The sequence below is a fragment of the Acidovorax sp. FJL06 genome (assembly GCF_003852545.1).
In the GTDB taxonomy this organism is placed as follows: domain Bacteria; phylum Pseudomonadota; class Gammaproteobacteria; order Burkholderiales; family Burkholderiaceae_C; genus Acidovorax.
The window spans coordinates 69,583-92,985 of record NZ_QAJR01000001.1 but is presented as its reverse complement, the minus strand read 5'-3'; the positions used below and the strand labels follow the sequence as shown (position 1 = coordinate 92,985).

Sequence of the window (23,403 nt, the reverse complement as noted above, 5' to 3'; positions counted from 1 at the left end):
CCGCTCGTGCTGCCCTGGTGTAGGGTCACCCTGGAGGCCGAGGGCGCTGCTTGCCTGCGTCGCCCCGGGCGGGCTTCACATAGCGAAGATTTTCCCCGGATTCAAAATGTTCTTCGGGTCCAGCGCGCGCTTGATGGCGCGCATCATGTTCACCGCGCCCGCGCCGGTCTCGTCCAGCAAAAAGCCCATCTTGTGGATGCCCACGCCGTGTTCGCCGGTGCAGGTGCCGCCCATGGAGAGCGCGCGGGCCACGAGTTGGTGGTTGAGCTGCTCGGCGCGCGTGCGCTCGTCGGCATTGTCGGGGTCGATGAGATAGCCGAAGTGGAAATTGCCGTCGCCCACGTGGCCGACGAGGAAGTAGGGGATGCCGCTGGCTTCGACCTCGTCCACCGATTCGAGCAGGCAGTCGGCCAGGCGGCTGATGGGCACGCAGGTGTCGGTGCTGATGGCGCGACAGCCGGGGCGGCTTTGCACGGCGGCGAAGTAGGCGTTGTGCCGTGCGGTCCACAGGCGGGTGCGTTCTTCGGGCGTGCTGGCCCATTCGAAGGCCTGGCCGCCGAATTCGGAGGCGATGTCCTGCACCGTCTCGGCCTGCTCCTTCACACCGGCGGGCGAGCCGTGGAACTCCATCAGCAGCATGGGCTCCTCGCGCAGCGTGAGCTTGCTGTGCGCGTTGACCATGCGCACGGTGTGGTGGTCGATGAGCTCCACGCGCGCGATGGGCACGCCCAGCTGGATGGTCTGGATCACGGTGTGCACGGCCGCCTCGATGCTGGGGAAGGAGCAGATCGCCGCGCTCACGGCCTCGGGCAGCGGGTACAGGCGCACGGTAATCTCGGTCATGATGCCCAGCGTGCCTTCGCTGCCCACCAGCAGGCGCGTGAGGTCGTAGCCCGCGCTGCTCTTCTTGGCGCGCGTGCCGGTGTGGATGACCTCGCCGCTGGCGGTGACCACCTGCAGCGCCAGCACGTTCTCGCGCATGGTGCCGTAGCGCACGGCGTTGGTGCCGCTGGCGCGTGTGGCGCTCATGCCGCCGATGCTCGCGTCGGCACCGGGGTCGATGGGGAAGAACAGGCCCGTGTCCTTGATCGCGTCATTGAGCTGCTTGCGCGTGATGCCAGGCTGCACCGTCACGGTGAGGTCTTCGGCGTTCACGCTGAGCACGCGGTTCATGCGGCTCACGTCGATGCTGATGCCGCCCTGCACGGCCAGCAGGTGGCCTTCGAGCGAGGAGCCCGCGCCATAGGCAATCACGGGCACGTCGTATTGGCTTGCGAGCTTCACCGCGTCGGCCACGTCCTGCGTGCTTTCGGCAAACACCACCGCGCTGGGCGGCGGCGCCTGCAGCGAGCCTTCGTCGCGCCCGTGCTGTTCGCGCACGGCCTGCGCGGTGGAGCACTGCGTGCCAAACCGGCTTTGCAGCGCGTCGATGAGTGCCGGGGGCACATCGCGCAGGTGGATGGCGGGCAGCAGATGGGCGGCAGCGGTGGGGGCGTTCATGGTGTTTGTCTCCTGGGGAAGCCAAAAAGAATACCACCAGGGTTTCCGCCCGGCCAGGGGCAGGGGCACCGCCGCGCGGGAGCGGTCAGGTCCCTGCAAGACAAGCCGTCGGCCGCTGCATGGCCGCGGGGTCAGCCGGTCGCCAGCGCGTTGGCCAGCAGGGCCGAATCGCCCTTTTCCTGCAGCGCACTCACATTGGGGTACGAGCCGCTGGGCCGGGGCGCCACCACCAGCGTGTGCACGGACAGGCTCGACAGGTTGACCTGGGTGGTGGTGTCGAACAGCACATTGCTCTGGTCGTTGCGGGTGGTGATGCGGATGCGGTAGGTGCCCGAGGTGACGGTGCTGAAGTCGCTGAGTTCGCCATAGGCCGTCACGGTGGCGGTGGGGCTCAGGCCGCTGAGGCTGCTGGTGTTGGTGATGTACAGGTCCATGCCGCCGAGGTTCTCGGCCGCATGGAACAGACGCACTTTGACCTTGCCGCTGTCGGCGCTGGCGCTGGATTCTGCAAAAAACCGGAAGCGCAGGCTGTTGGCCAAAGAACCATAGGCCAGCACGCTGGTGTAACTGTCTTCTTCCAGTGCCCGGGTCTCGGTGAGCTGGGCGGTCGCGCCGCCGCCCTTGTACAGCGCGAACTGCGTGGATTCGGCATCCACCGTGCGCCAGCTGGTGATGGCGCCGCCGTTGGCGAGCTTGGAGACCTCCTGGGTGCTGCCCAGGTAGAAGTCGGCCTGGGTGTCGTCCACCGTGGCGTTGATGAAGCGCACGCTGGCTTCACTGGCCAACGCGCCCCCGCAGCCGGTGAGCGCCAGCAGGCTGCTGCTGCCCACCAGACCCAGCGCCGATACCAGCAGGTGGCGCCGGCCCGGGGCCGGGGGATGTGCCGCAGGGGCGGAATGCTGGGGGTGGGACACGGCGTGCTTCCTTGTAGTGCAGGGGGTCGAGACTGGTGCGGAGGCTACGGACCGATTGGGGAGATCGCGTAAGGCCTGGGTAAAGAAGCGCCGCCACCGCGTAAAGCCGCACGGGGCGGGCACCGGATGGAGGGCGCGCATCCCGGTCCGGGGTGCACCCGTGGGATGCAGAAAGCGGGCGGTGGTGCGCCACAGTGGTGCATCGGCCTTGTATACCAGTTGGCACGGAACCTGCATCACCGCAGGCAATGACCACCGCCACCGAGATCAGCAACCGCATCATCGAAGCCGTGATGGCGCAAAAGCTTGCGCCCGGCTCCCGCCTGGGCGAACAGCAGCTGGCCATGCTGTTCGACTGCAGCCGCACCATCGTGCGCGAGGCGCTCATGCGGCTGGCCACGCGCGGCATCGTCACCGTGAGCGCGCGGCGCGGCTGGTATGTGATCGAGCCTTCGGAAGACGAGGCGCGCGAGGCCTTCGAGGCGCGCCGCGTGATCGAACTGGGCCTGCTGCACCAGCTCAAGTCCGTGGACAAGACGGCCGTGCGCCAGCTCAAGAGCCACCTGCAGCGCGAGAAGGCGGCCCTGGCCGGCAGCGACGTGGGCGCGCGCAGCTTTCTGCTGGGCGACTTCCATGTGTGCCTGGCCGAATGCCTGGGCAACAGCCTGCTGGCCGACACGCTGCGCGATTTCACGGCGCGCACCACGCTGATCGCCATGCTCTACCAGTCGTCGCACGACGCGGCGCAAAGCTGCGCCGACCATGTGCGCATCGTCGAGGCGCTGGAGGCGGGCGACATCGCGCGCGCCGAGGCGCTGATGTCCGAGCACATCGGCACCGTGCAGTCGGCCCTGCGCCTGAAGGCCAGCAGCGACCCGCTGGCCGGGCTGCGCGATGCGCTGGCCCCGGTGCGCAAGAGCGCCCCGGCACCTGTGGCCGAACCTGCTTCGGTGCCCGCCAGGCCCCGTGCTCCGCGCAAGACAGCGGCGGCCAAGAAACCCGTTTCCCCCCTGTCCGACGACGACGCATCCACCTACCTAGGAGCCCTGCTATGACCACCCGCACCACCCGCCGTTCCACCCTGGGCCTGCTCGCCGCTACCGGCCTGTGGGCTGCCCTCATGGCGCCCGCTGCCCATGCGCAGAACGCGCTGGACAACATCCTCAAGGCCAAGGAAATCAAGATCGCCATCCCCACCGACTACCCGCCCTACGGCTTTGTCGGCACCGACCTCAAGCCCCAGGGCCTGGACGTGGAGATGGCCAACTACATCGCCGCCAAGCTGGGCGTGAAGGTCGAGCTGATCCCCGTGACCAGTGCCAACCGCATCCCCTACCTGCAGACGCAGAAGGCCGACCTCGTGATCTCCACCCTGGGCAAGAACCCCGAGCGCGAAAAGGTGATCGACTTCACCGCCGCCTATGCACCGTTCTTTCAGGCCGTGTTCGCGAGCAAAAGCCTGTCCATCAAGAGCTTTGCCGACCTGGCAGGCAAGTCGGTGGCTGTGACGCGCGGCGCCATGGAAGACCAGGAACTGGCCAAGGTGGCGCCCCCCGGTGTGGACGTGAAGCGCTTTGAAGACCACGCGGCCAGCATCTCGGCCTTCGTGTCGGGCCAGACACAGGCCATTGCCACCAGCGCCTCCACGGCCGGCACCATCATGGTCAAGAACCCCAACCTGGCCACCGAATACAAGCTGCTGCTGAAAGACAGCCCCAACTTCATCGGCGTGGCCAAGGGCGAGGACAAGCTGCGCCTGCGCGTGAACGAGATCATTGCCGAGGCGCGCAAGTCGGGCGACATCGACAAGCTTTCCAGCAAGTGGCTGGGCCGCCCTGCGGGCGACCTGCCGCTGTGATTGGATCGGGCACCGACACACCCCACCGTTCAGGCTCAGCCCGAACGGGTGGGGTTTTGACTGGATGTGATTTGAAGGCGCAGCCCCGCAGTCGCAGTGCATGCGCAGTACCCCGGGGCGCAGGCCACAAGACCATGAGCTGTATGCACCATGCTGATCCAACTTGATTTCTCCGCCGTGCTGTCCTCCTGGCCGTTGCTCGTGCGCGGCGTGGCCTGGACCATAGCCCTCACCATCGTGGGCACGGTGCTGGGCCTGCTGCTGGGCACGGCCTGTGCCTGGGCGCGGGCCCGCAACCTCGGCCCGCGTGCCGTGCCCCTGCGCTGGGCCGTGGCCAGCTATGTGGAGCTGGTGCGCAACACGCCCTTCATCGTGCAGCTGTTCTTCCTGTTCTTCGGGCTGCCCGCGCTGGGGCTCAAGCTGTCGCCAGAATTCGCGTCGGTGCTGGCCATGGTGATCAACCTGGGGGCCTACTCGTCCGAGATCATCCGCGCGGGCATCGAGGCCACGCCGCGTGGGCAGATCGAGGCGGCGCACAGCCTGGCGCTCACGCCCGGCCAGACATTCCGGCGCGTGGTGCTGCCGCCGGCGCTGCTCAAGGTGTGGCCGGCGATGGTGAGCCAGATCATCATCGTGATGCTGGGATCGGCCGTGTGCGGGCAGATCTCCACGCCCGAACTGAGCTACGCCGCCAACCTGATTTCGAGCAACACCTTCCGCGCGTTCGAGGCCTTCATCCTGGCCACGCTGGTGTACCTGCTGCTGTCCATGCTGACCCGCCGCCTGCTGATGTGGGTGGGTGCGCGTTTTTTGGTGGGAAGGTAGATCGCCATGGTGGATTTTTCTTTGTGGGACATCCTGCGCAACCTGCTGATGGCCGCGCGCTGGACGGTCTCGCTGTCCCTCATTGCCTTTATCGGCGGTGGCCTGGTGGGCCTGCTGCTGCTGGTGCTGCGCCTGTCCAAGGTGCGCGGCGTGGACCGCGCCGTGGGCGCCTATGTGCAGGTGTTCCAGGGCACGCCGCTGCTCATGCAGCTCTTCCTGGCGTACTTCGGCATTGCGCTGTTCGGCATCAAGACCTCGCCGTGGACGGCAGCCGCCGTGGCGCTCACGCTCTACACCAGCGCCTACCTCACCGAGATCTGGCGCGGCTGCGTGGCCGCCATCCCCAAGGGGCAATGGGAGGCGGCGCAGAGCCTGGCGCTGAACTTCGGCGAGCAGTTGCGCCATGTGGTGCTGCCGCAGGCGCTGCGCATTGCGGTGCCGCCCACGGTGGGCTTTCTGGTGCAGGTCATCAAGGGCACGGCGCTGGCGTCGGTGATCGGGTTTGTCGAGATGACCAAGGCGGGCAGCATGATCTCCAACGCCACCTACCAACCCTTCCTGGTCTACGCCTGCGTGGCCCTGCTGTACTTTGTTTTGTGCTTCCCGGTGAGCCTGGTGGCGCAGTCCCTTGAAAGGAAACTCCATGGCAACCGCCGTTGAAACCCCGACTCCCGCCCACGATGGCATCGTGGTGGGCGAGCCGCCCATCGTGGACATCACGGCGCTGCGCAAGTCCTATGGCAGCAACGAGGTGCTCAAGGGCATTGACCTGAAGGTGCAGCGCGGCGAGGTGATCGCCATCATCGGCAAAAGCGGCTCGGGCAAGAGCACGCTGCTGCGCTGCGTGAACGGTCTGGAAGAGTTCCAGGAGGGCGCGCTCAGCGTTCATGGCAAAAAGCTGCTGCACGACAACCCCGCCGCCATGCGCGAACTGCGCCAGCAGGTGGGCATGATCTTCCAGAGCTTCAACCTGTTTCCGCACCTTTCGGTGGGCCGCAACATCATGCTGGCCCCCACGCTGGTGAAGGCGCGCGATGCCAAAGCCGCCGAGGCGCAGGCGCGCAAGCTGCTCACGCGGGTGGGTCTGGCCGAAAAGTTCGACGCCATGCCCGACCAGCTCTCGGGCGGCCAGCAGCAGCGCGTGGCCATTGCGCGCGCATTGGCCATGGAACCGCAGGTGCTGCTGTGCGACGAGATCACCTCGGCGCTGGACCCGGAGCTGGTGGGCGAGGTGCTGCGCGTGGTCGAGTCGCTGGCGCAAGAGGGCATGACGCTGATGATGGTCACGCACGAAATGGCGTTTGCCCGCAAGGTGAGCGACCGCGTGATCTTCATGCACCAGGGGCGGGTGCATGAGCAGGGGACGCCTGCAGAGCTGTTCGGCAATCCGCAGACGCCCGAGCTGCAGCAGTTCTTGTCGTCGCTGCACGACTGATACAAAAGCCCTTCTGCGGGATGCCGCCGCGCACGCCGCACAGGGCACGCACAAGGGCCTGCCCACGCCCTGGAGTTCCAGCGCGGGCAGGCCCTTGCTTCCTTCGTTTCTTCATTCATTCATCAAGGCGTGGCGGACAGGCGCCACGCCTCGGCGCGGGGCCGCGTCAGTGCTGAACGCCCTTGTCGAACTCGGCGCGCGAGAGCATGCCGTTCTTGTCGGTGTCCAGCTCCTGGAAGCGCTGGCTGATGGCGGGCAGGGCTGCGGCCTCCTGCGCGCTCAACTGGCCGTCCTTGTTGGTGTCGGCCCGGTCAAAGGCCGCAGCGCTGGCGCTGGGGGGATTGCCGGGCCCCAAGGAAAAGCCCGGGCCCTTGCTCTGCGCACCGGCCTGGGGGGTGGAGGCGGGCGAAGCGGTCTGTGCGTGCAGGGCCCCCGCGCCACCCAGGGCCAGGGCCGTGAACAGCAGCACGCTGCGGGTGTCGAACGAGTAAGTGCGTCGTTGCAGTGCTTTCATGGGATGCGAAGCTCCTTCAAAGTTGAACAGGGTTTTATTGCACCGCAGCAAGGCTCCGCGCGCCAGCATTCTTGCCTGCTGTTGCCTCCGCCAACATTTGCGTGCGCGGTGTAACGGGCGGGCCGGTGGTGTGTCGCCATGGGGCCGTGATGCGCCGGGATGCAGCCCTTGGGGGCCGCAAGCGGCTGGCGGAGAATCACGGGTTTTCCTTTCCCTTTTCACCAAGGCACCGCCATGGGCAACCGACTCACTCAGATCGCCACCCGCACCGGAGACGCCGGCACCACCGGGCTGGGCAACAACGAACGTGTTTCCAAGGACAGTCTGCGCATCCACGCGCTGGGCGATGTGGACGAACTCAACTCCCACATCGGCCTGCTGCTGTGCGAGCCCCTGCCCGACGGCGTGCGCACGCTGCTGGTGGAGGTGCAGCACCAGCTGTTCAACCTGGGGGGCGAGCTGTCGATCCCGGGCTTTGAATTGCTCAAGCCTGCCGCCGTGCTGGCGCTCGACGAAGCCCTGGCTGAACACAACGCCGCCCTGCCGCGCCTGCAGGAGTTCATCCTGCCCGCCGGCACCCGTGCCGCCGCGCAGGCCCATGTGTGCCGCACCGTGGCCCGCCGCGCCGAGCGGACCGTGGTGGCGCTGGGCGCGGCCGAGGCGCTCAACGACGCGCCGCGCCAGTACCTTAACCGCCTCTCCGACCTGATGTTCGTGCTCGCCCGTGTGCTCAACCGCATGGACGGCGGCGACGATGTGTACTGGAAAAGCGAGCGGCTGGCGAAACAAGAAAACGCTACTGAATAGATAGCTGTCGGCGCTTATTCCACGATCGTTGCAGGCCGGTTAAATCAAAGGCCGGCACAACACGCAGCACGTGGAAACTGGCGCGCCGCCCACGCCAGAGACACCGTGGAACTGGCTTTGCCAGGCCACCGGTGTCGTCCCCCTTCCCGCATCGCGCAGCGATTCGAGAGAAGGGGGAAGCCGCGTAGCGGCTCAGGGGGATGTTCCCTATCTCGGCGCCAGGATCGCCATCGTCAGCCGCGACACGCAGGTCAGCTCCCCCTCTTCGTTCACCATCTCGATCTGCCACACCTGCGTGCTGCGCCCGATGTGCACCGGCCGCGCCGTGCCCGTGACCCAGCCGCTGGTGGCGGAGCGCAGGTGGTTGGCGTTGATGTCCAGGCCCACGGCGTTGTGGCCCTCAGGGCTGGCGTAGTAGGCGCCAATCGACCCCAGCGACTCGGCCAGCACCACACTCACGCCGCCGTGCAGCAGGCCGAACGGCTGCACGGTGCGGTGGTCCACCGGCACGCGGCCGCGCACGAAATCGTCTCCCAGCTCGGTGATCTCGATGCCCAGGTGCTGGGCGGCGGTGTTGTGGTTGGCGGCGTTGAATTCAGCAAGGCTGGCGGGCTTTTTCCAGATGGGCATGGCGGATGGTGTTCTCAAGAAGGAGCGGGGTAGTGCTAGAACCTGTTCAAGATCTTTTCGGGGTCGCACAAGTCCCTTGCCGGGATGGGGTGCTAGGCGCGGGGCGCCGCCAATAGCTCGGCTATTGGCAAGCGCCGCAACGCCGCAGACCGCCCGGCAAGGCACTTGCCCGAAGGGTTGGAGTGAAATCGGGNNGGGCATGAGCCCATGCGGCACACCCGAGGCATCCACTTCATCACGATGGCACTCCAATGCGATCCCCGAAAAGATCTTGAACAGGTTCTTTGCACACTACTGCACAGTAACATGGCTCATTAGAATGCAGTTTTCCCCGGGGGTCGGCAGCAGGCCGGGCCTGCGTGCATAGGCACATTCAGCAGCATGCCGGGGTTTTCCATTGTGTTTTTTCCCGGAGTCGGTTCCTCATGCAGCGTCGCCAGTTTGTCACCCTTGCCTCCCGTGCCACCGCCGTGATGGCGGCCCCCGTGTTCATGCGCAACGTCTGGGCGCAAGAAGGGGGCATCACGGGCAAGACGCTCACCATCGGCTGCTCGGCCGCGCTCACCGGCCCCCTGGCGGGCTTTGGACACGACATCAAGCAGGGCGCCGACGCGGCGCTGGCGTACCTCAACGGCCGGGGCGGCATCCATGGCCGCACGCTGCAGTTCAACATGGTGGACGACGGCTACGTGCCCCAGCGCACCACCGAGAACGTCAAGCAGATGATCGGCCAGGGCAGCGCCTTTGCGCTGCTGTCCTGCGTGGGCACGCCCAACAACACGGCCATCCTTCCGCTGATCGAAGAGGCCGGCATCCCCTATGTGGCGCCGCTCACGGGCGCGTCGTCGCTGCGCAAGGGCGGGCGCAACGTGTTCCATGTGCGCGCCAGCTACACCGACGAGGTGCGCCGCCTGGTGCAGCGCCTGGCGGGCATGGGGCTGCAGGGCATCGGCGTGGTGTACCTGGACAACGGTTATGGCCGCGAGATGCTGGAAGACGCCACGCGCTCGCTGGCCGAGCAGAACATCAAACCCACCGTCCAGGCCGCGCTGGCCACCGACGGCAAGAACCTGGCCGACGTGCTGGCCAAGGTGGCCGAGTCCCGCCCTGCCGCCGTGCTGCTGGCCACGGCGGGCGCGGCCTCGGTGGAACTGGTGCGCGGCATCAAGAAGACCGTGCCGGGCGTGCTGATGGCCGGCGTGAGCGTGACGCTGACCAGCGACGGCCTCAAGCAGCTGGGCGATGCCGGCAGCGGCATTGCCGTGACCATGGTCATGCCCGACCCCAACCGCGCCAAGACCCAGCTGGTGCGCGACTACCAGGCCGCCATGCGCGCCAAAGGCCAGCAGGACTTCACGCTGGGCAGCCTGGAGGCCTACGTCAACATGCGCGTGCTGGCCGAAGGCCTGGAGCGCGCCGGCTCCGACCCCAGCCGCTCCAAGCTGCGCACGGCGCTGGCCGGCATCCGCAACTGGGACATGGGCGGCTTTGTGGTCGACTACAGCGGCCAGTCGCCCTATGTGGGCTCGCGCTTCATCGACCTCGGAGTGCTCAACGGCGCGGGCCGTTTCCTGGGCTGATCACGCCGCCGGGCCCGGCCGCATCGAGCCCGTTTCCACATAGCGCTGGTGCCACGACAGCGCCTCGTTCAGCAGGTGCGGCGTGTGCTGGCCCACGGCCGTTTTGCGCGCGCGGGCCACATAGTCGTGCAGCGCCGGGCGAAAGTCCGGGTGCGCGCAGCGCTCGATGATGAGTTCGGCCCGCTGCGTGGGCGAGTGCCCGCGCAGGTCGGCCAGGCCCTGTTCGGTGACGAGGATCTGCACGTCGTGCTCGGTGTGGTCCACATGCGAGGCCATGGGCACGATGCACGAGATGCTGCCGTTCTTGGCCAGCGAGGGCGTCATGAAGATCGACAGGTAGGCGTTGCGCGCAAAGTCGCCCGAGCCGCCGATGCCGTTCATGATGGCCGAGCCCATGATGTGGGTGCTGTTCACGTTGCCGTAGATGTCGGCCTCGATCATGCCGTTCATGGCAATCAGCCCCATGCGCCGGATCAGCTCGGGGTGGTTGCTGATCTCCTGCGGGCGCAGCACGATGCGCTGTTTGTAGAAGTCGATGCGGTCGTTGAAGTCCTGCATGGCCGCAGGGCTCAGCGACAGCGCCGTGGCCGAGGCGCTGGCCAGCGTGCCCGAGCGCAGCATGTCCAGCATGCCGTCCTGCAGCACCTCGGTGTAGGCCGTGAGGTTCTCGAACGGGCCGTTGTTCAGCCCCGCCAGCACCGCGTTGGCAATGTTGCCCACGCCCGACTGCAGCGGCAGCAGGTCTTTGGGCAGGCGGCCCTTCTTCACCTCGTGCTGCAAAAATTCGATGATGTGGCCCGCGATGCGGTTCGACGTGTCATCGGGTGCGGCATAGACGCTGTTGCGGTCGGGCTGGTTGGTCACCACCACCGCAATCACCTTGGACGGGTCGCAGCGCAGATAGGGCTCGCCGATGCGCTCGTCGGGCCGCGTCATGGGGATGGGCCGGCGGTGCGGCGGCAGGTCGGTGCCGTAGTAGATGTCGTGCATGCCTTCGAGCTGCGGGTTGTGCCAGGCATTCACCTCCAGGATGACCTTGTCGGCCTGGTCCAGCCAGGTCTTGTTGTTGCCGATCGAGGACGAGGGGATCAGCCGCCCGTCGGGCAGCACGCCCGCCACCTCGACCACCGCCACATCGAGCTTGCCCAGAAAGCCGAACCACACAAACTGCGCCACATGCGACAGGTGGATGTCCACATACTGCATGTGGCCCGCATTGATCTGGCGGCGCACCGTGGGGTCGGACTGGTAGGGCAGGCGCATCTCGATGCCGTCCACCTGGGCCAGTGCACCGTCCAGCTCGGGGGCGGTGCTGGCGCCCGTCCACAGCCCGATCTTGAAGCCATGGCCCTGCGCGTTCAGGCTCTCGATGCGGCGCGCCAGCGCGCCCGGCACGGCCTTGGGGTAGCCCGCGCCGGTAAAGCCGCTCATGCCCACATGGGCACCGGCAGGGATCAGGGCGGCCGCCTCGTCGGCGGACATGGTGCGGGAGAGAAAGTCGGGGTAGAGCACCCGATCGGCCAGGGACATGAACAAACTCCGCAGAAAGAAAAAAGGGGCCGCCCGCCTCACGGGCGGACGACCCCCAGGGCAAAACCCAGGATGCTAGCGTTTGTTGCTTACAAATTAAGGGTTAACCCTTACTAAACCGATCAGCCTTTGCGGTTGAGCAAGGCATACAGCAGGATGGCGCCAAACGTGGCGGTGCCAATGCCGCCCAGCGCAAACTGGCCGAACTTGAGCGTGAAGTCGCCCGTGCCCAGGATGAGGGTGATGGCCGCCACGATCAGGTTCTTGTTCTGCGAAAAATCCACCTTGTTGTCCACCCAGATCTTGGCGCCCGCCACTGCGATCAGGCCAAACACCACGATGGACACACCGCCCATCACCGGCAGCGGAATGGTCTGGATCAGCGCGCCGAACTTGGGGCTGAAACCCAGCACCAGCGCAAACACGCCCGCCAGCAAGAACACGGCGGTGGAGTAGATCTTGGTGGCCGCCATCACGCCGATGTTCTCGGCATAGGTCGTCACGCCCGTGCCACCCGCGCTGCCGCTGACCATGGTGGCAATGCCGTCGCCGATGAACGCGCGGCCCATGTAGCGGTCCAGGTTCTGCCCGGTCATGGCCGTCACGGCCTTCACATGGCCCAGGTTCTCGGCCACCAGGATGATGGCCACGGGCGCAATCAGCAGCATGGCGTTGCCATCGAACACCGGCGCGGCAAAGTTCGGCATGCCCAACCAGGCGGCGTTGGCCAGCGCGGTCAGGTCCATGGGCTTGCCCAGGCCCAGGCCCAGGCCGTTGGTCAGCACCGCGTAGATGATGCTGGCCACGATCAGCCCCACCAGAATCAACAGGCGCTGCACCATGCCACGCGTGAGCACGGCCACCAGGCCCACGCTCACAAAGGTCACCACCTGCATCCAGCTGTCAAAGTTGCTCGCCGCCATGTTCTTGACCGGGATGCCCGCCAGGTTCAAGCCGATCACCGCCACCACCGAGCCCGTGACCACGGGCGGCATGAAGCGCTCGATCCAGCCCGTGCCCACCGCCTGCACCAGCGCGCCAATCAGCGTGTACAGCAGGCCGCAGGCGATGATGCCGCCCAGCGCCACGGCGATGTTGGCATTGGCGCCTTGGCCCGCATAGCCCGTGGCCGCAATCACCACGCCGATGAACGCAAAGCTCGACCCCAGGTAACTGGGCACCTTGCCGCCGGTGACGAGAAAGAAGATCAGCGTGCCCACGCCGCTCATCAGGATCGCCACGTTCGGGTCAAAGCCCATCAGGATGGGCGCCAGCACCGTGGCGCCAAACATCGCAATCACGTGCTGCACACCCATCACCGCCGTCTGCGGCCAGGGCAGCCGCTCGTCGGGCGCGATCACGCCGCCTTGCTGCAGCACCTCAGCGCTTTTCACGCGCCAGTTCATGAATCCCATGGTGTTGGTTCCTTGTTGTTAAGGCGCGAATGCTAACGCTGCCCACCAGGCCGCACGCCGCTTGTTGCGCCGCGCACCGGGCCTGGGCCGGGTTAGGATTTGGGCCACCCACCGCTTGGCCCTGCGCCGCACCCCCCATGTCGCCCCTGCCGTCCTGCCCCTCGTGCCGCCAGCCCATGCAGACCCACCGGTTTGCCAGCAACCTGGGCGACACGCTGGAGCTGGACATCTGCTTTGCCTGCCAGGGCCTGTGGTTTGACCGGCACGAAAACCTCAAGCTCACGCCCGCCTCGGTGGTCCAGCTGTTTGGCCTGCTGCACGAGCACCGCACCGACCAGCACCAGCCCCTGGCGGAACGCATGGCCTGCCCACGCTGCACGGGGGCCTTGGTGAAGGGGTTCGACGTGGTGCGCAGCGGCCGCTACATGATCTATCGCTGCGCGCGCCAGCATGGCCGCTTCAGCAGCTTCTCGTCCTTCATGGTCGAAAAAGGCTTTGTGCGCCACATGACGCGCCCCGAGATCGATGACCTGGCCCAACGCGTGGGCGCCATCTACTGCACCAGCTGCGGCGCGCCCGTGGACATCCGCAAGGACCACGCCTGCCCCTATTGCCGCGCCGCGTTCTCCCTCATCGACCCCCAGGCCGTGGTGCGCGCCATGGAGGGCTACGCCGCAGCCAGCGCCCGCGCCAAGGCCCAGGGCATGCCCGCGTCGCCCGTGGACATCGGCGATGCCCTGGTCGCGCTGGAGCGCGACCGCACCCGGGCCGAACGCGAGCGGCAAAAGCGCGCGTTCACCAGCAGCACCGGCGATGCAGACGACAGCTCGTTCACCGGGGATTTGCTGGCGGCGGGGGTGGCGCTGGTGTGGGCGTTGGTGAAGGATTAGTGGGTACCAGGGCCTAGCATGCAGGCGGGGCCGGTCAGCATCCGGGCGTGTGAGGATGGATGCGCTGGCGGCCCAGCAGTCGCGCTGGCCTTGCTGGGTTTTGAGCCAAATTGGGCGTTTCCGCCTGATGGGTAAGCGCTGGCAGCTATCAATTTCGGAGGGCTTGGCAGGTGCTAGCCAGCATGCGTGGGGTGCAATTCAGCTTGAATCCTCCGCTTCGGGATGCGACAGCTAACTTCACATCTTTGACACGCTCCGGTGGCGCAGATCGTCAACAAATGTCATGCCTCCTTCTCACAGGTGTTGGGCAGCGGTATCTTTCCACTCGCACTTCCCGATCCGTTGCAGGCAGCCAAGAAACGACAAGGCGTTGCATGGGGTTCAGCCACATGGCGCAAAGGGGAGTCTCAAAGACACATGCAAACACTCATCCAAATCAACCCACCAGCAGCATGACCGTCGAACACAGAAGAGGCGCGGAGCGGCGCAGCGGCAAAGATCGCCGCCAGATCGACAATGGCCCTCCCACCAACTATGAGCGTCGCCGCGCAATCGAAGCGAGGCAACCAGAGCTGATAGAGGTGCATATGAGCGAGGACGAGATCCGCGCTCTGGGGTTTGTGTTTGAACAAGCCACTGCTTCAGTGAGGGGCTGAGGCCGGTACACCCTCTGTGTCATAGCTCAAGGCGTCGCAGGGCAACGCGGGTGCGGGGTTGGTGACGGACTGGCGGGGTATTCCGTAGTTAGCTGAACACTTGCGGACCCCCATGTCTTGACATACCGCAGCACGTGCTGCGGCCATTCTCCGCGTTGTGCAGCGAAGCGATCAGAATGGCATGGCAAGCCGTTCAAAGGCCTGGATTCCGGGCCTCCCGCATTCCACCCCGACCGTGGCGCCTGCTGCCACAGGAGGAGCGCCCGTGCCGCAGACCCCCGCCCGACGCCGTGTTCGACCGCCGCGCAGCCCCGCGCTGCATGCGGCCCCGGCCAGCCGCCCCAGCAGCCTGCTGCAGCGCGCCCACCTGCCCCCCGTGCCCAGCACCCTGCTGATCCCGCTGGCGGCACGGGCGCGGGGCGCGCGCTACTTTTCGTGGCTGGACTGCCGCGATGCCGTGGCGGGCGGGCTGCTGGAGCGCCTGGGCGCCGATGTGGATGCGCTGCTCGACGACCTGCCCACGGTGTTCCAGGTGCTGTGGCGCACCCGGGCCGTCAAGGACGCGGGGCGTGCCTTTTTTGCGGCGCACCCGCAGGGCCTGGGCGCCAACCTGGGCTGCGGCCTCACGCAGCATTTCCAGTGGCTGGACGTGGGCGCCAACCAGTGGCTCGATGCCGACTTGCCCGAGGTGATGGCGCTGCGCCGCCCGTTGCTGCCGGCGTGGGGTCCGCGCGCGCGGCAGGCTGAGGTGGACCTCACCCAGCCCGGCTGGTGGCAGCGCCTGGGGCTGCCATCGCGCAGCGGCGCGCAGCCGGTGCTGCTGGTGTGCGAGGGCGTGCTGATGTATTTGCAGCCCGCGCAGGTACAGGCGGTGCTGGCCGAGTTTGCGCAGCATGCGCCCACGGGCTCGCGCATGGTGCTGGATGTGCTGACGCGCCAGGCCGTGGGCCGGGCCGCCCGGCACCCCAGCGTGGGGCCCACGGGGGCCGAGTTCTGCTGGGGCGTGGGCCGCATGGCCGAGCTGGCGGCCGTGCACCCGCGCCTGCGGCTGCTGCGCGAGCAGAGCGCGGCCGAGGGCTATGGCTGGGCGGGCATCGCGCTGGATGCGCTGTGGCGGCCCTGGCTGGGCGCGCCGGTGTATGGGGTGGCCACGTTGGGGGTAAGGGATGGCTCCCCCTGAGCCGCTTCGCGTCTTCCCCCTGAGGGGGACGCCACCCGTGGCCTGGCACAGCCAGTTCCACGGTGGCACTGGCCTGGGGCGCGCCAGTTGCAGAGGTTGTGCTTCTGAAAATTAGCGCTTCGATGTAGATGGGCCACTGTCCGAAAGCCCGCAGAGACTGGCGCTAGCCGTTGCGCAGCCCCGCCGCCTGCCCAGGCGCCAGCACCCGCATCCACGCGGGGGCCTGGCCCGTCAGCTGCCCCACGATGGCCGCCTGCAGCGGCGGCAGGCGCCGCGCGCCCTGCAGCACCAGCTGGCGCAGCAGGCGCGGCACCGGGCGGGCGTCGGTGTACAGGCGCACGATGGCGTTGGTCCCTTGGTAGATGGGCCAGGCGTGGCGGTGGTGTTCGCGGGCGTAGGGCGCGAGTGCGTCGGCGCTGCCGATGTCTCGCCCGCGCTGGCGGGCGCTGACCAGTGCGGCGGTCAGCCGCTCCACCCCGGCCAGGCCCAGGTTGTAGCCGTGCGCGGTGACCGGGTGCATGCCCACGGCGGCGTCGCCCAGCAGCGCGCAGCGGTGGCCTGCAAAGCGCTGGGCATACACGGCGACCAGCGGGTAGGCATAACGTTCGCCCACCAGCGCCATGGGCCCCAGCCGGTCGCTGAACTGGGCCTGCACCTGCGCGGCAAAGGCCCCGGGGCTCTGTGCCATCAGCGCGGCGGCGTCGGCCGCGCCCGCCGTGACCACCACCGAGCACAGCGCATGGCCGCCCTGCGGGTCGTCGGGCAGGGGCAGCACGGCCAGCGTGCGCTCGTAGCCAAAACACTCGTGGGCCACGCCGCCGTGGGGTTGGGGGTGGCGCATGCGGCAGACGATGACGGTGCGGCCAAAGTCGGTCATCTGCGCGCCCAGGCCCAGCTGGCGGCGCGTGGCCGAGAAGCGGCTGTCGGCGGCCACCAGCAGCGGGGCCGTCAGGCGCTGGGGCGCAGTGTGGTCGCCGGGGGCGGTGGGCACGCAGTCCAGCTCGGCATGGCCGGGCAGCGTGGCCACGCGCGTGACCTGGGTGCCGGTGAGCAGGCGCACGCCCGGCGTGCGCGCGGCCACGGTGTGGGCCGTGCGGCGCAGCGCGTGGTTGGGCACGATAAAGCCCAGGGCGCCGGGGGCCGCCGCAGCGCCACGGGGGGCGCCGCTGGCCGCGTTCAGCTGCAGCGCGCTGCGCTGGCCCAGCGGGCCGTCGTGCACCTGGGCCTCGGCGATCTGGCCCACCTCGTGGTCGGCCAAATGGGCCCAGCTGCCCAGCCGCTGCAGCGTGGCCCGGCTGGGGTGGGTGAGGGCGATTTCGCGGCCGTCGGGCGCGGGCTGGGCCAGGGCGCTGTCGCTCTGCTGCTCCACCACGGTGGCGGTGAAGCCGGCCTGGGCCAGGGAGATGGCCAGCGACAGGCCGGCCGGGCCTGCGCCGACGATGAGCACGTCGCTGTGGTGGGGGGTCGTCATGGCGGGGTGAAATCCAACAAGGCCAGACAAGGCGCCTGGCGCGCCCGCCATTGTGGGCGCGGCCTGCAGGGCGGGCTTTGCCCTGGGTCAAGCCATGGTGTGGGTGATGCTATGAAATTAATAGCTTACAGCGCACTACCAATGCACGCTACAGGCCAAAATCACCTGAAGCCCTGTGGTGATTCAGCGCCATGGGCGGGGTTCAGCCTCTCATACCCGTTTGCGTTCAATAAACCAGAACCGTTCGGGCTGAGCCTGTCGAAGCCTCGCGCGGCGCTTCGACAGGCTCAGCGTGAACGGACCTATATTTTTGAACGCATACCGGTATCAATCCTTGGCTGCTTTGCGCGTGCCTTTGGCGGGTTTCTTCTTGGCCGGGCCGGCCTTCTTGCCGCGCAGGTGCAGCCCCCAGGTCACCAGCAGCCACAGGTAGGCCGCAGGGATGCTGTACGCGGCGAAGGCGGCCAGCGACAGCGGCGGCGCGGTGATGGAGCGTGGGTTGGCGATGGTCTCCAGCAGCTGGCGCGTGCCGGTGCCCACCTCGGGCGTGGCGTGCTGGCTGCCTGTGCGGGCCATGAGCGCGCCCATGAAGGTGAAAAACTCCATGAGCAGTGCGCCGATCAGAAAACACGCCGCCAGGGCCAGCAGCTGCGCAAACGCCCGGCGGTTGCCCTTGGCCAGGAAAACGATGGCCGACACCAGCCACAGAACGGGCAAGGCCAGCACCAGGGCGGGCCAGGCGGACAGAAGCAGGGGCATGGACATCGGACGCGAAGAAAAGACAGGAGAGGCGGGGCGCGCAGGGTGCGCGGGTGTGGCTGCGGATGATAGACGCATGCACCGCGCGCCCCCCGCATGCGCCTGTGCGCCCACGGCGCCGGGGCGCGTTCCGTCCTTCTGTTCTCTCTCGCCGGCCTACGGCTGCGGGGGCGGGCCCGCCATCTCGCGCAGGCGGCGGCGCAGGGCGCGGTCGCGGCGGTCCTCGGCCTCCCAGTCGGCCTTTACGCCGCGCCACAGCGCCAGCGCCATGAGCAGGATGACGGCGGTGAAGGGCAGCGCGAACACGATGGTGGCGGTCTGCACCGCCTTCACGCCGCCAGCCAGCAGCAGGCTGATGGCAATGCCCGAGATCAGCAGGCCCCAGACGACCTTGACGCGCGCCGAGGGGTTCTCCTGCCCGCCGGTGCTCATCATGCCCAGCACCAGCGTGGCCGAGTCGCCCGAGGTGACGAAGAACACCAGCACCAGCACGGTGGCCACCCCCGACATCACCGCGCCCCAGGGCAGGGCGCGGAACATGGCGAACAGTGCGGTGGAGACATCGGCATTCACCGCATCCGCCAGGGGCACGCCCTGCATGATCTGCAGGTGCAGCGCTGCGCCGCCGAACACCGAGAACCACACGAACGCCGCCAGCGTGGGCGCGAGCACCGTGCCCAGGATGAACTCGCGGATGGTGCGCCCGCGCGAGACCCGCGCGATGAACAGGCCCACGAAGGGCGACCAGCTCACCCACCAGGCCCAGTAGAACACCGTCCAGCCGCCCACCCAGCCGCTGTCGCGGAAGGGCGTCATGCGCAGGCTCATGCGCACGAAGTCGCTCAGGTAGCTGCCCAGCGTGTTGGTGAAGGTGTCGATGATGACCACGGTGGGCCCGAGCACGAACACCGCCAGCGCCAGCAGCGCCGCCACGATGAGGTTGAAGCTGGACAGCCACTTGATGCCGCGCCCCAGGCCCGACACCGCTGAAATGAGGAACAGCGCCGTGGTCGCCACGATGATGCCCACCTGCCAGGCCGCGCCCACCGGCACGCCCAGCACGGTGTGCAGCCCGCTGTTGATCTGCAGCGCCCCCATGCCCAGCGAGGCCGCCACGCCGAACGCGGTGGCGATCACGGCCAGGATGTTGACCGCCGGGCCGATGCGCTGCAGCGGCGCCCAGGGCAGGGCCTGCACCGCCGTGCTGGCCAGCGCCGAGCCGCCGCGGCGGAACTGGAAAAACGCAATCGCCAGCGCCACGATGCTGTACACCGCCCAGGGGTGCAGCCCCCAGTGGAAGAAGCTGTAGCGCATGGCGGCGTTGGCGGCCTCGGGCGTGCGCGGCACCACGCCGGGCGGCGGCGTGCCGTAGTGCGAGATGGGCTCGGCCACGCCCCAGAACACCAGGCCGATGCCCATGCCCGCTGCGAACAGCATGGCAAACCAGGCGCCGATGGAGAACTCGGGCTCGTCGTCCTCCTGGCCCAGCTTCAGGTCGCCATAGCGGCTGAACGCCAGGACGAGCGCCATCACCACCAGGCCCAGCACCACCCACAGGTAGAACCAGCCGAAGTTGCGCGTGATGGCGGCCAGCGCCGTGTCGAACACCGCGCCCAGGGCCTCCGGGGCAACCACGCCCCAGAGCACGATGGCGAGGATCAGGCCCGCCGAGATGAAAAGTTCCATGGATTGATCACCTTTCTGAACAGTCGAAAAGGGGATGTGCAGGAGGAAGCCACGCCGCCAGCGCCCATGAAGCCTGAAAACGCAGCCCGGCGCAAGGTGGGCCGGGCGGGGGCAGGGCTGGGGTGCGGCGGGTGGTGTCCGGGCCGCAAGAGAACCCACCTGCACCTCCCGGGGCCGGGCGCATGCACCGCAGGGGCGGCATGCCCCTGGCCCGGGGCCGATGCGCGCAGCGGTGGCGCGGCAAGGCGGGGAAGGGAAAGAAACGCAAGAAAGAACGCAAACCCTGCGCGGTGCGCAGAACGAGCGAGCCCGGCAGTGTAGGCAATGCCCGCGCGGGGCGCGGTGCAATACCGCAGTCAAGCCCAGGGATGCTATGCATGCTGTCAATTCGGAGACGGCCCGGCATGGTCAGCGCGCGGGGGCGCTGGTACGCTGCGTCGCCATGGAGACAACAACAAACACCCCCCCGCCCTACATCCCCCAGATCCGGCTGTACCAGAACTGGCTGCGCGATGCGCGCGGGCTGCAGTTCGACAGCTACGACGCGCTCTGGCGCTGGTCCACCACCGCGCTGGATGCGTTCTGGCAGAGCGTGTGGGATTACTTCGACATCCAGTCGCCCACGCCCCACACAGCCGTGCTGGGCAAGAACACCATGCCGGGCGCGCAGTGGTTCCCCGGTGCCCAGGTGAACTACGCGCGCCAGGTGCTGCGGCATGTGGATGCCGCGCATGCCGCGGGCCTGCCCGCCGTCATCAGCCGCAACGAAAAAGGCCAGCACCGCGAGCTGAGCTGGCCCGCGCTGCGCCGCCAGGTCGCGTCGCTGGCGCTGCACCTGAAGGCCCAGGGCGTGCGGCCCGGCGACCGTGTGGCCGCCTACCTGCCCAACGTGCCCGAGGCCATGGTGGCGTTTTTGGCCACGGTGAGCATCGGCGGTGTGTGGAGCATCTGCGCGCCCGACATGGGCACGCATGCGGTGCTGGACCGCTTCCGCCAGATCGAACCCACCGTGCTGATCGGCGTGGACGGCGTGAGCTACGGCGGGCGCGACCACGACCGCCGCCCCGTGCTGGCCGAGCTGCGCGCGCAGCTCCCCAGCGTGCGGCACGCGGTGCTGCTGGGCAACCTGGATGCTTCTGTTTCGATAGCTGGTTGGGCAGATTGGACGAGCGCTACAGCCCGAAATGATGCCGAAACCACGGCCTTCGAGCCGATGTGGCTGCCGTTTGACCACCCGCTGTGGATCGTCTACTCCAGCGGCACCACCGGCCTGCCCAAGCCCATCGTGCACGGCCACGGCGGCACGGTGCTGGTGGCGCTGCAGCTCAAGGTGCTGCACAACGACATCGGTTGCAGCTACGAGGCCAACAGCTTGGGCGAGCGCTACCACTGGTACAGCTCCACCGGCTGGGTGATGTGGAACGCGCAGATGAGCGGCCTGCTCTCGGGCACCACCTGCGTGATCTACGACGGCAACCCCGGCGGCAGCAAGGACCACCCCGACTGGGGCGTGCTGTGGCGCTTTGCGGCCGAGACGGGCGTGACCTTCTTCGGCGCGGGCGCGGCGTTTTTTGCCAACTGCATGAAGGCGGGCATCGCGCTCAGCGACCATGGCGACCTGACGCGCATCCGCGCGCTGGGCACCACCGGATCGCCGCTGTCGCCCGAGGTGCAGGAGTGGGGCACAGCGCAGTTCGAGGCCTTGGGCACATCGGACATCTGGTGGAACAACATCTCCGGCGGCACCGATTTTTGCGGCGCCTTCATCGGCGGCAACCGCGAAATGCCGCAGGTGCCCGGCGAGATGCAGTGCCGCATGCTGGGCGCGGCCGTGGAAGCGTGGGACGCCGAAGGCCGCCCCGTGCAGGACGCGGTGGGCGAACTGGTCTGCGCGCAGCCGATTCCGTCGATGCCGCTCTTCCTGTGGGGCGACCAGGACGGCAGCCGCTACCTGTCGAGCTACTTCGACATGTACCCCGCAGGCCACGGCCGCCAGCCCGGCGGTGGCGATGGCCCGGCCAGCATGGGTGCGGTCTGGCGCCATGGCGACTGGCTCAAGATCGGCGCCAACGGCGGCTGCGTGATCTATGGCCGCAGCGACGCCACCATCAACCGCCACGGCCTGCGCATGGGCACGAGCGAGATCTACAGCGCGGTCGAATCCTTGCCCGAGGTGCTCGACAGTCTGGTGGTGGACTTGGAGTACCTGGGCCGCGAAAGCTATATGCCGCTGTTTGTGGTGCTGCGCCCCGGCAGCGTGCTGGACGACGCCTTGCGCGGTCGCATCAACGGCGCGGTGCGCACGGCCCTGAGCCCGCGTTTTGTGCCGGACGACATCTTTGTGGTGGCTGAGGTGCCGCGCACCCTGAGCGGCAAGAAGCAGGAGCTGCCGATCAAGAAGCTGCTCTTGGGCCAGCCCATCGAGAAGGTGGTCAACCAGGATGCGATGGCCAACCCGGGGTGCCTGGGCTGGTATGTGGCGTTTGCAGCGGAACGGGCTGCGATGCTGCAAAATTAATAGCTTCTAGCGCTTGCTGGATGGGCGATGGCGGCCATATTGGATTGAATTTTGGCGTTGTCATACCGCCCATGTGGTCCCAGCCAACCAAGCACCAGCGGCGCCCCGGTGTGACCCCCTCTCCCCTTGCGGAAGAGGGAGTATCAGGGGGCGCTATCGGCGATGCGGGGGCTGTGAAGGCCGCCCCTCCCCACCTCAATCCAGCTTCGCCCCCGACGCCTTGATCAGCCGCTCCCACACCGGCCGCTCTTTGGCCATGGCGGCCGCAAACAGCGTGGGCGAGCTGTTTTGCACATCAAAGCCCATGGCCGCAATGCGCTGGGCCACGTCGGGGTGCTGCGTGGCCTTGCGCACTTCGGCGGCAATGCGCTCCACGATCGGGGCCGGTGTGCCGGCGGGGGCTCCCAGTGCCAGCCAGCCCGCCACGCGGTAGGCCTCGTCGTTCATGCCCTGTTCGGCCAGCGACGGCACGTGGGGCAGCGTGCCCATGCGGCGCTCGCCGCTCACGCCCAGGGCCTTGAGCTTGCCCGCATCGATGTGGGCCTTGGCCTGCAGTGCGCTCGCAAAACCGATCTGGATCTGCCCGCCCAGCAGGTCCTGCACCATGGGCGCCTCGCCCCGGTAGGCCACATGGCTCATGTCGGCGTTCTGCGACTGGCTCATGTAGGCCCCGGCCAGGTGCGGATAGGCGCCCGTGCCATAGGAGCCATAGGCCACCTTGCCCTTGTTCGCCGCCACGTACTTGAGCAGCTCGGGCCCCGTGCTCACGGGCACGCTGGGGTGGGCCACCAGCACCAGCGGCGCAATCGCGATCTGGTAGATGGGGGCGATGTCGCGCTCGGGGCTGTAGGGCAGCTTGGTGTAGAGGAACTGGTTGGTGAGCATGGAGTTGCTCAGGCCCAGCAGCAGGGTGTAGCCGTCGGGCGCGGCCTTGGCCACGGCGTCGGTGCCGATGATGCCGGCCGCGCCGGGCTTGTTGTCGATGACCAGGGGCTGGCCCAGGCCCACGGCCATCTTTTCGGCCAGCACGCGCGCCAGCACATCGGTGGCGCCGCCGGCCGCAAAGGGCACGACCACCTTGATGGGCTTGTTCGGGTACGGGGCGGCCTGCGCGAAGGCGGCCGTGCCGGTGCCCGCTCCGATGCAGGTGGCGGTGGCCAGGGCGGCGGTGCCCAGCCAGTGGCGGCGGGTCATCAGAGGCGGGTGGGGCATGGGTTGTCTCCTGTCGTGGTTAT

General features: G+C 67.9%; 21 protein-coding genes. 11 read left to right on the top strand and 10 right to left on the bottom strand.

Annotated elements, in window-relative coordinates:
- Window positions 1–75 precede the first annotated feature (75 nt).
- Together DBV10_RS00395 and DBV10_RS00390 are read right to left on the bottom strand one after the other, a co-directional pair.
- Entirely contained in the window at window positions 76–1,500 is a 1,425-nt protein-coding gene (locus DBV10_RS00395) for an FAD-binding oxidoreductase (protein ID WP_124509509.1), read from the bottom strand.
- Window positions 1,501–1,631: 131 nt separating this feature from the next.
- Window positions 1,632–2,414, bottom strand: a complete 783-nt coding sequence (locus DBV10_RS00390; protein WP_158616791.1) for a DUF4397 domain-containing protein — start codon at window positions 2,412–2,414, stop codon at window positions 1,632–1,634.
- 248 nt (window positions 2,415–2,662) lie between these two features.
- On the opposite strand from DBV10_RS00390, the gene DBV10_RS00385 reads away from it, so the two are divergent.
- The 5 genes from DBV10_RS00385 to DBV10_RS00365 all read left to right on the top strand — a co-directional run bounded on the left by DBV10_RS00385 (window position 2,663) and on the right by DBV10_RS00365 (window position 6,532).
- A complete protein-coding gene (locus tag DBV10_RS00385) occupies window positions 2,663–3,469 on the top strand; it encodes a GntR family transcriptional regulator (protein ID WP_124509505.1) in 807 nt (268 codons plus the stop codon).
- Complete coding sequence (locus DBV10_RS00380; RefSeq protein ID WP_124509503.1) at window positions 3,466–4,272, top strand: transporter substrate-binding domain-containing protein; 807 nt, start codon at window positions 3,466–3,468, stop codon at window positions 4,270–4,272. Before DBV10_RS00385 ends, DBV10_RS00380 begins: the two co-directional genes overlap by 4 nt.
- 150 nt (window positions 4,273–4,422) lie before the next feature.
- Entirely contained in the window at window positions 4,423–5,097 is a 675-nt protein-coding gene (locus tag DBV10_RS00375; RefSeq protein ID WP_124509501.1) for an amino acid ABC transporter permease, read from the top strand.
- A 6-nt stretch (window positions 5,098–5,103) separates the two neighbouring features.
- Window positions 5,104–5,757: an amino acid ABC transporter permease gene (locus DBV10_RS00370; protein ID WP_124509499.1), complete on the top strand. Its 654-nt coding sequence runs from the start codon at window positions 5,104–5,106 to the stop codon at window positions 5,755–5,757.
- Window positions 5,741–6,532, top strand: coding sequence for an amino acid ABC transporter ATP-binding protein (locus tag DBV10_RS00365; protein ID WP_124509497.1), 792 nt, complete (start codon window positions 5,741–5,743; stop codon window positions 6,530–6,532). Before DBV10_RS00370 ends, DBV10_RS00365 begins: the two co-directional genes overlap by 17 nt.
- Window positions 6,533–6,698: 166 nt before the next feature.
- Here the strand turns inward: DBV10_RS00365 and DBV10_RS00360 are convergent, their stop codons facing one another.
- Window positions 6,699–7,046, bottom strand: coding sequence for an EF-hand domain-containing protein (locus DBV10_RS00360; RefSeq protein ID WP_124509495.1), 348 nt, complete (start codon window positions 7,044–7,046; stop codon window positions 6,699–6,701).
- A 234-nt stretch (window positions 7,047–7,280) separates the two neighbouring features.
- Between DBV10_RS00360 and DBV10_RS00355 the strand changes: the two genes are divergently transcribed.
- Window positions 7,281–7,853 (top strand): cob(I)yrinic acid a,c-diamide adenosyltransferase, encoded by a 573-nt coding sequence (locus DBV10_RS00355; protein ID WP_124509493.1) that lies wholly within the window; start codon window positions 7,281–7,283, stop codon window positions 7,851–7,853.
- Between the two features lie 207 nt (window positions 7,854–8,060).
- On the opposite strand, the gene DBV10_RS00345 is transcribed toward DBV10_RS00355, so the two are convergent.
- Window positions 8,061–8,483 carry a hotdog fold thioesterase gene (locus DBV10_RS00345; protein WP_124509491.1) on the bottom strand — a complete coding sequence of 141 codons (423 nt, stop codon included), beginning with the start codon at window positions 8,481–8,483 and terminating at the stop codon, window positions 8,061–8,063.
- A 425-nt stretch (window positions 8,484–8,908) separates the two neighbouring features.
- Here DBV10_RS00345 and DBV10_RS00340 point away from each other — a divergent pair, with 425 nt between their 5' ends.
- Complete coding sequence (locus DBV10_RS00340) at window positions 8,909–10,063, top strand: ABC transporter substrate-binding protein (RefSeq protein WP_124509489.1); 1,155 nt, start codon at window positions 8,909–8,911, stop codon at window positions 10,061–10,063.
- Here the strand turns inward: DBV10_RS00340 and DBV10_RS00335 are convergent, their stop codons facing one another.
- Window positions 10,064–11,593 (bottom strand): acetyl-CoA hydrolase/transferase family protein, encoded by a 1,530-nt coding sequence (locus DBV10_RS00335; RefSeq protein ID WP_124509487.1) that lies wholly within the window; start codon window positions 11,591–11,593, stop codon window positions 10,064–10,066.
- Window positions 11,594–11,715: 122 nt separating this feature from the next.
- On the bottom strand, window positions 11,716–13,008 hold the full coding sequence (locus tag DBV10_RS00330; protein WP_124509485.1) for a solute carrier family 23 protein: 1,293 nt from the start codon (window positions 13,006–13,008) through the stop codon (window positions 11,716–11,718).
- A 137-nt stretch (window positions 13,009–13,145) separates the two neighbouring features.
- Here DBV10_RS00330 and DBV10_RS00325 point away from each other — a divergent pair, with 137 nt between their 5' ends.
- The 3 genes from DBV10_RS00325 to DBV10_RS00315 all read left to right on the top strand — a co-directional run bounded on the left by DBV10_RS00325 (window position 13,146) and on the right by DBV10_RS00315 (window position 15,734).
- Window positions 13,146–13,898 (top strand): zf-TFIIB domain-containing protein, encoded by a 753-nt coding sequence (locus DBV10_RS00325; RefSeq protein ID WP_124509483.1) that lies wholly within the window; start codon window positions 13,146–13,148, stop codon window positions 13,896–13,898.
- Window positions 13,899–14,350: 452 nt separating this feature from the next.
- Window positions 14,351–14,554, top strand: coding sequence for a hypothetical protein (locus DBV10_RS00320; RefSeq protein WP_124509481.1), 204 nt, complete (start codon window positions 14,351–14,353; stop codon window positions 14,552–14,554).
- 265 nt (window positions 14,555–14,819) lie between these two features.
- Window positions 14,820–15,734 (top strand): class I SAM-dependent methyltransferase, encoded by a 915-nt coding sequence (locus DBV10_RS00315; RefSeq protein ID WP_233589748.1) that lies wholly within the window; start codon window positions 14,820–14,822, stop codon window positions 15,732–15,734.
- Between the two features lie 163 nt (window positions 15,735–15,897).
- Here DBV10_RS00315 and ubiM read toward each other — a convergent pair whose 3' ends face one another.
- The 3 genes from ubiM to DBV10_RS00300 all read right to left on the bottom strand — a co-directional run bounded on the left by ubiM (window position 15,898) and on the right by DBV10_RS00300 (window position 19,650).
- A complete protein-coding gene (gene ubiM / locus DBV10_RS00310) occupies window positions 15,898–17,205 on the bottom strand; it encodes a 5-demethoxyubiquinol-8 5-hydroxylase UbiM (RefSeq protein ID WP_124509477.1) in 1,308 nt (435 codons plus the stop codon).
- A gap of 327 nt (window positions 17,206–17,532) precedes the next feature.
- Complete coding sequence (locus DBV10_RS00305; RefSeq protein WP_124509762.1) at window positions 17,533–17,964, bottom strand: hypothetical protein; 432 nt, start codon at window positions 17,962–17,964, stop codon at window positions 17,533–17,535.
- A gap of 156 nt (window positions 17,965–18,120) precedes the next feature.
- On the bottom strand, window positions 18,121–19,650 hold the full coding sequence (locus DBV10_RS00300) for a BCCT family transporter (RefSeq protein ID WP_124509475.1): 1,530 nt from the start codon (window positions 19,648–19,650) through the stop codon (window positions 18,121–18,123).
- A 442-nt stretch (window positions 19,651–20,092) separates the two neighbouring features.
- On the opposite strand from DBV10_RS00300, the gene DBV10_RS00295 reads away from it, so the two are divergent.
- Window positions 20,093–22,168 carry an acetoacetate--CoA ligase gene (locus DBV10_RS00295; protein WP_124509473.1) on the top strand — a complete coding sequence of 692 codons (2,076 nt, stop codon included), beginning with the start codon at window positions 20,093–20,095 and terminating at the stop codon, window positions 22,166–22,168.
- Between the two features lie 195 nt (window positions 22,169–22,363).
- Here the strand turns inward: DBV10_RS00295 and DBV10_RS00290 are convergent, their stop codons facing one another.
- Complete coding sequence (locus tag DBV10_RS00290) at window positions 22,364–23,380, bottom strand: tripartite tricarboxylate transporter substrate binding protein (RefSeq protein WP_124509471.1); 1,017 nt, start codon at window positions 23,378–23,380, stop codon at window positions 22,364–22,366.
- Window positions 23,381–23,403 lie beyond the last annotated feature (23 nt).

Bases quoted from the DNA above. Each gene is read 5' to 3' on its own strand.
- DBV10_RS00395 (WP_124509509.1), bottom strand. From the start codon at position 1,500: ATGAACGCCCCCACCGCTGCCGCCCATCTGCTGCCCGCCATCCACCTG.
- DBV10_RS00385 (WP_124509505.1), top strand. From the start codon at position 2,663: ATGACCACCGCCACCGAGATCAGCAACCGCATCATCGAAGCCGTGATG.
- DBV10_RS00380 (WP_124509503.1), top strand. From the start codon at position 3,466: ATGACCACCCGCACCACCCGCCGTTCCACCCTGGGCCTGCTCGCCGCT.
- DBV10_RS00375 (WP_124509501.1), top strand. From the start codon at position 4,423: ATGCTGATCCAACTTGATTTCTCCGCCGTGCTGTCCTCCTGGCCGTTG.
- DBV10_RS00370 (WP_124509499.1), top strand. From the start codon at position 5,104: ATGGTGGATTTTTCTTTGTGGGACATCCTGCGCAACCTGCTGATGGCC.
- DBV10_RS00365 (WP_124509497.1), top strand. From the start codon at position 5,741: ATGGCAACCGCCGTTGAAACCCCGACTCCCGCCCACGATGGCATCGTG.
- DBV10_RS00360 (WP_124509495.1), bottom strand. From the start codon at position 7,046: ATGAAAGCACTGCAACGACGCACTTACTCGTTCGACACCCGCAGCGTG.
- DBV10_RS00355 (WP_124509493.1), top strand. From the start codon at position 7,281: ATGGGCAACCGACTCACTCAGATCGCCACCCGCACCGGAGACGCCGGC.
- DBV10_RS00345 (WP_124509491.1), bottom strand. From the start codon at position 8,483: ATGCCCATCTGGAAAAAGCCCGCCAGCCTTGCTGAATTCAACGCCGCC.
- DBV10_RS00340 (WP_124509489.1), top strand. From the start codon at position 8,909: ATGCAGCGTCGCCAGTTTGTCACCCTTGCCTCCCGTGCCACCGCCGTG.
- DBV10_RS00335 (WP_124509487.1), bottom strand. From the start codon at position 11,593: ATGTCCCTGGCCGATCGGGTGCTCTACCCCGACTTTCTCTCCCGCACC.
- DBV10_RS00330 (WP_124509485.1), bottom strand. From the start codon at position 13,008: ATGGGATTCATGAACTGGCGCGTGAAAAGCGCTGAGGTGCTGCAGCAA.
- DBV10_RS00325 (WP_124509483.1), top strand. From the start codon at position 13,146: ATGTCGCCCCTGCCGTCCTGCCCCTCGTGCCGCCAGCCCATGCAGACC.
- DBV10_RS00320 (WP_124509481.1), top strand. From the start codon at position 14,351: ATGACCGTCGAACACAGAAGAGGCGCGGAGCGGCGCAGCGGCAAAGAT.
- ubiM (WP_124509477.1), bottom strand. From the start codon at position 17,205: ATGACGACCCCCCACCACAGCGACGTGCTCATCGTCGGCGCAGGCCCG.
- DBV10_RS00305 (WP_124509762.1), bottom strand. From the start codon at position 17,964: ATGCCCCTGCTTCTGTCCGCCTGGCCCGCCCTGGTGCTGGCCTTGCCC.
- DBV10_RS00300 (WP_124509475.1), bottom strand. From the start codon at position 19,650: ATGGAACTTTTCATCTCGGCGGGCCTGATCCTCGCCATCGTGCTCTGG.
- DBV10_RS00295 (WP_124509473.1), top strand. From the start codon at position 20,093: ATGGAGACAACAACAAACACCCCCCCGCCCTACATCCCCCAGATCCGG.
- DBV10_RS00290 (WP_124509471.1), bottom strand. From the start codon at position 23,380: ATGCCCCACCCGCCTCTGATGACCCGCCGCCACTGGCTGGGCACCGCC.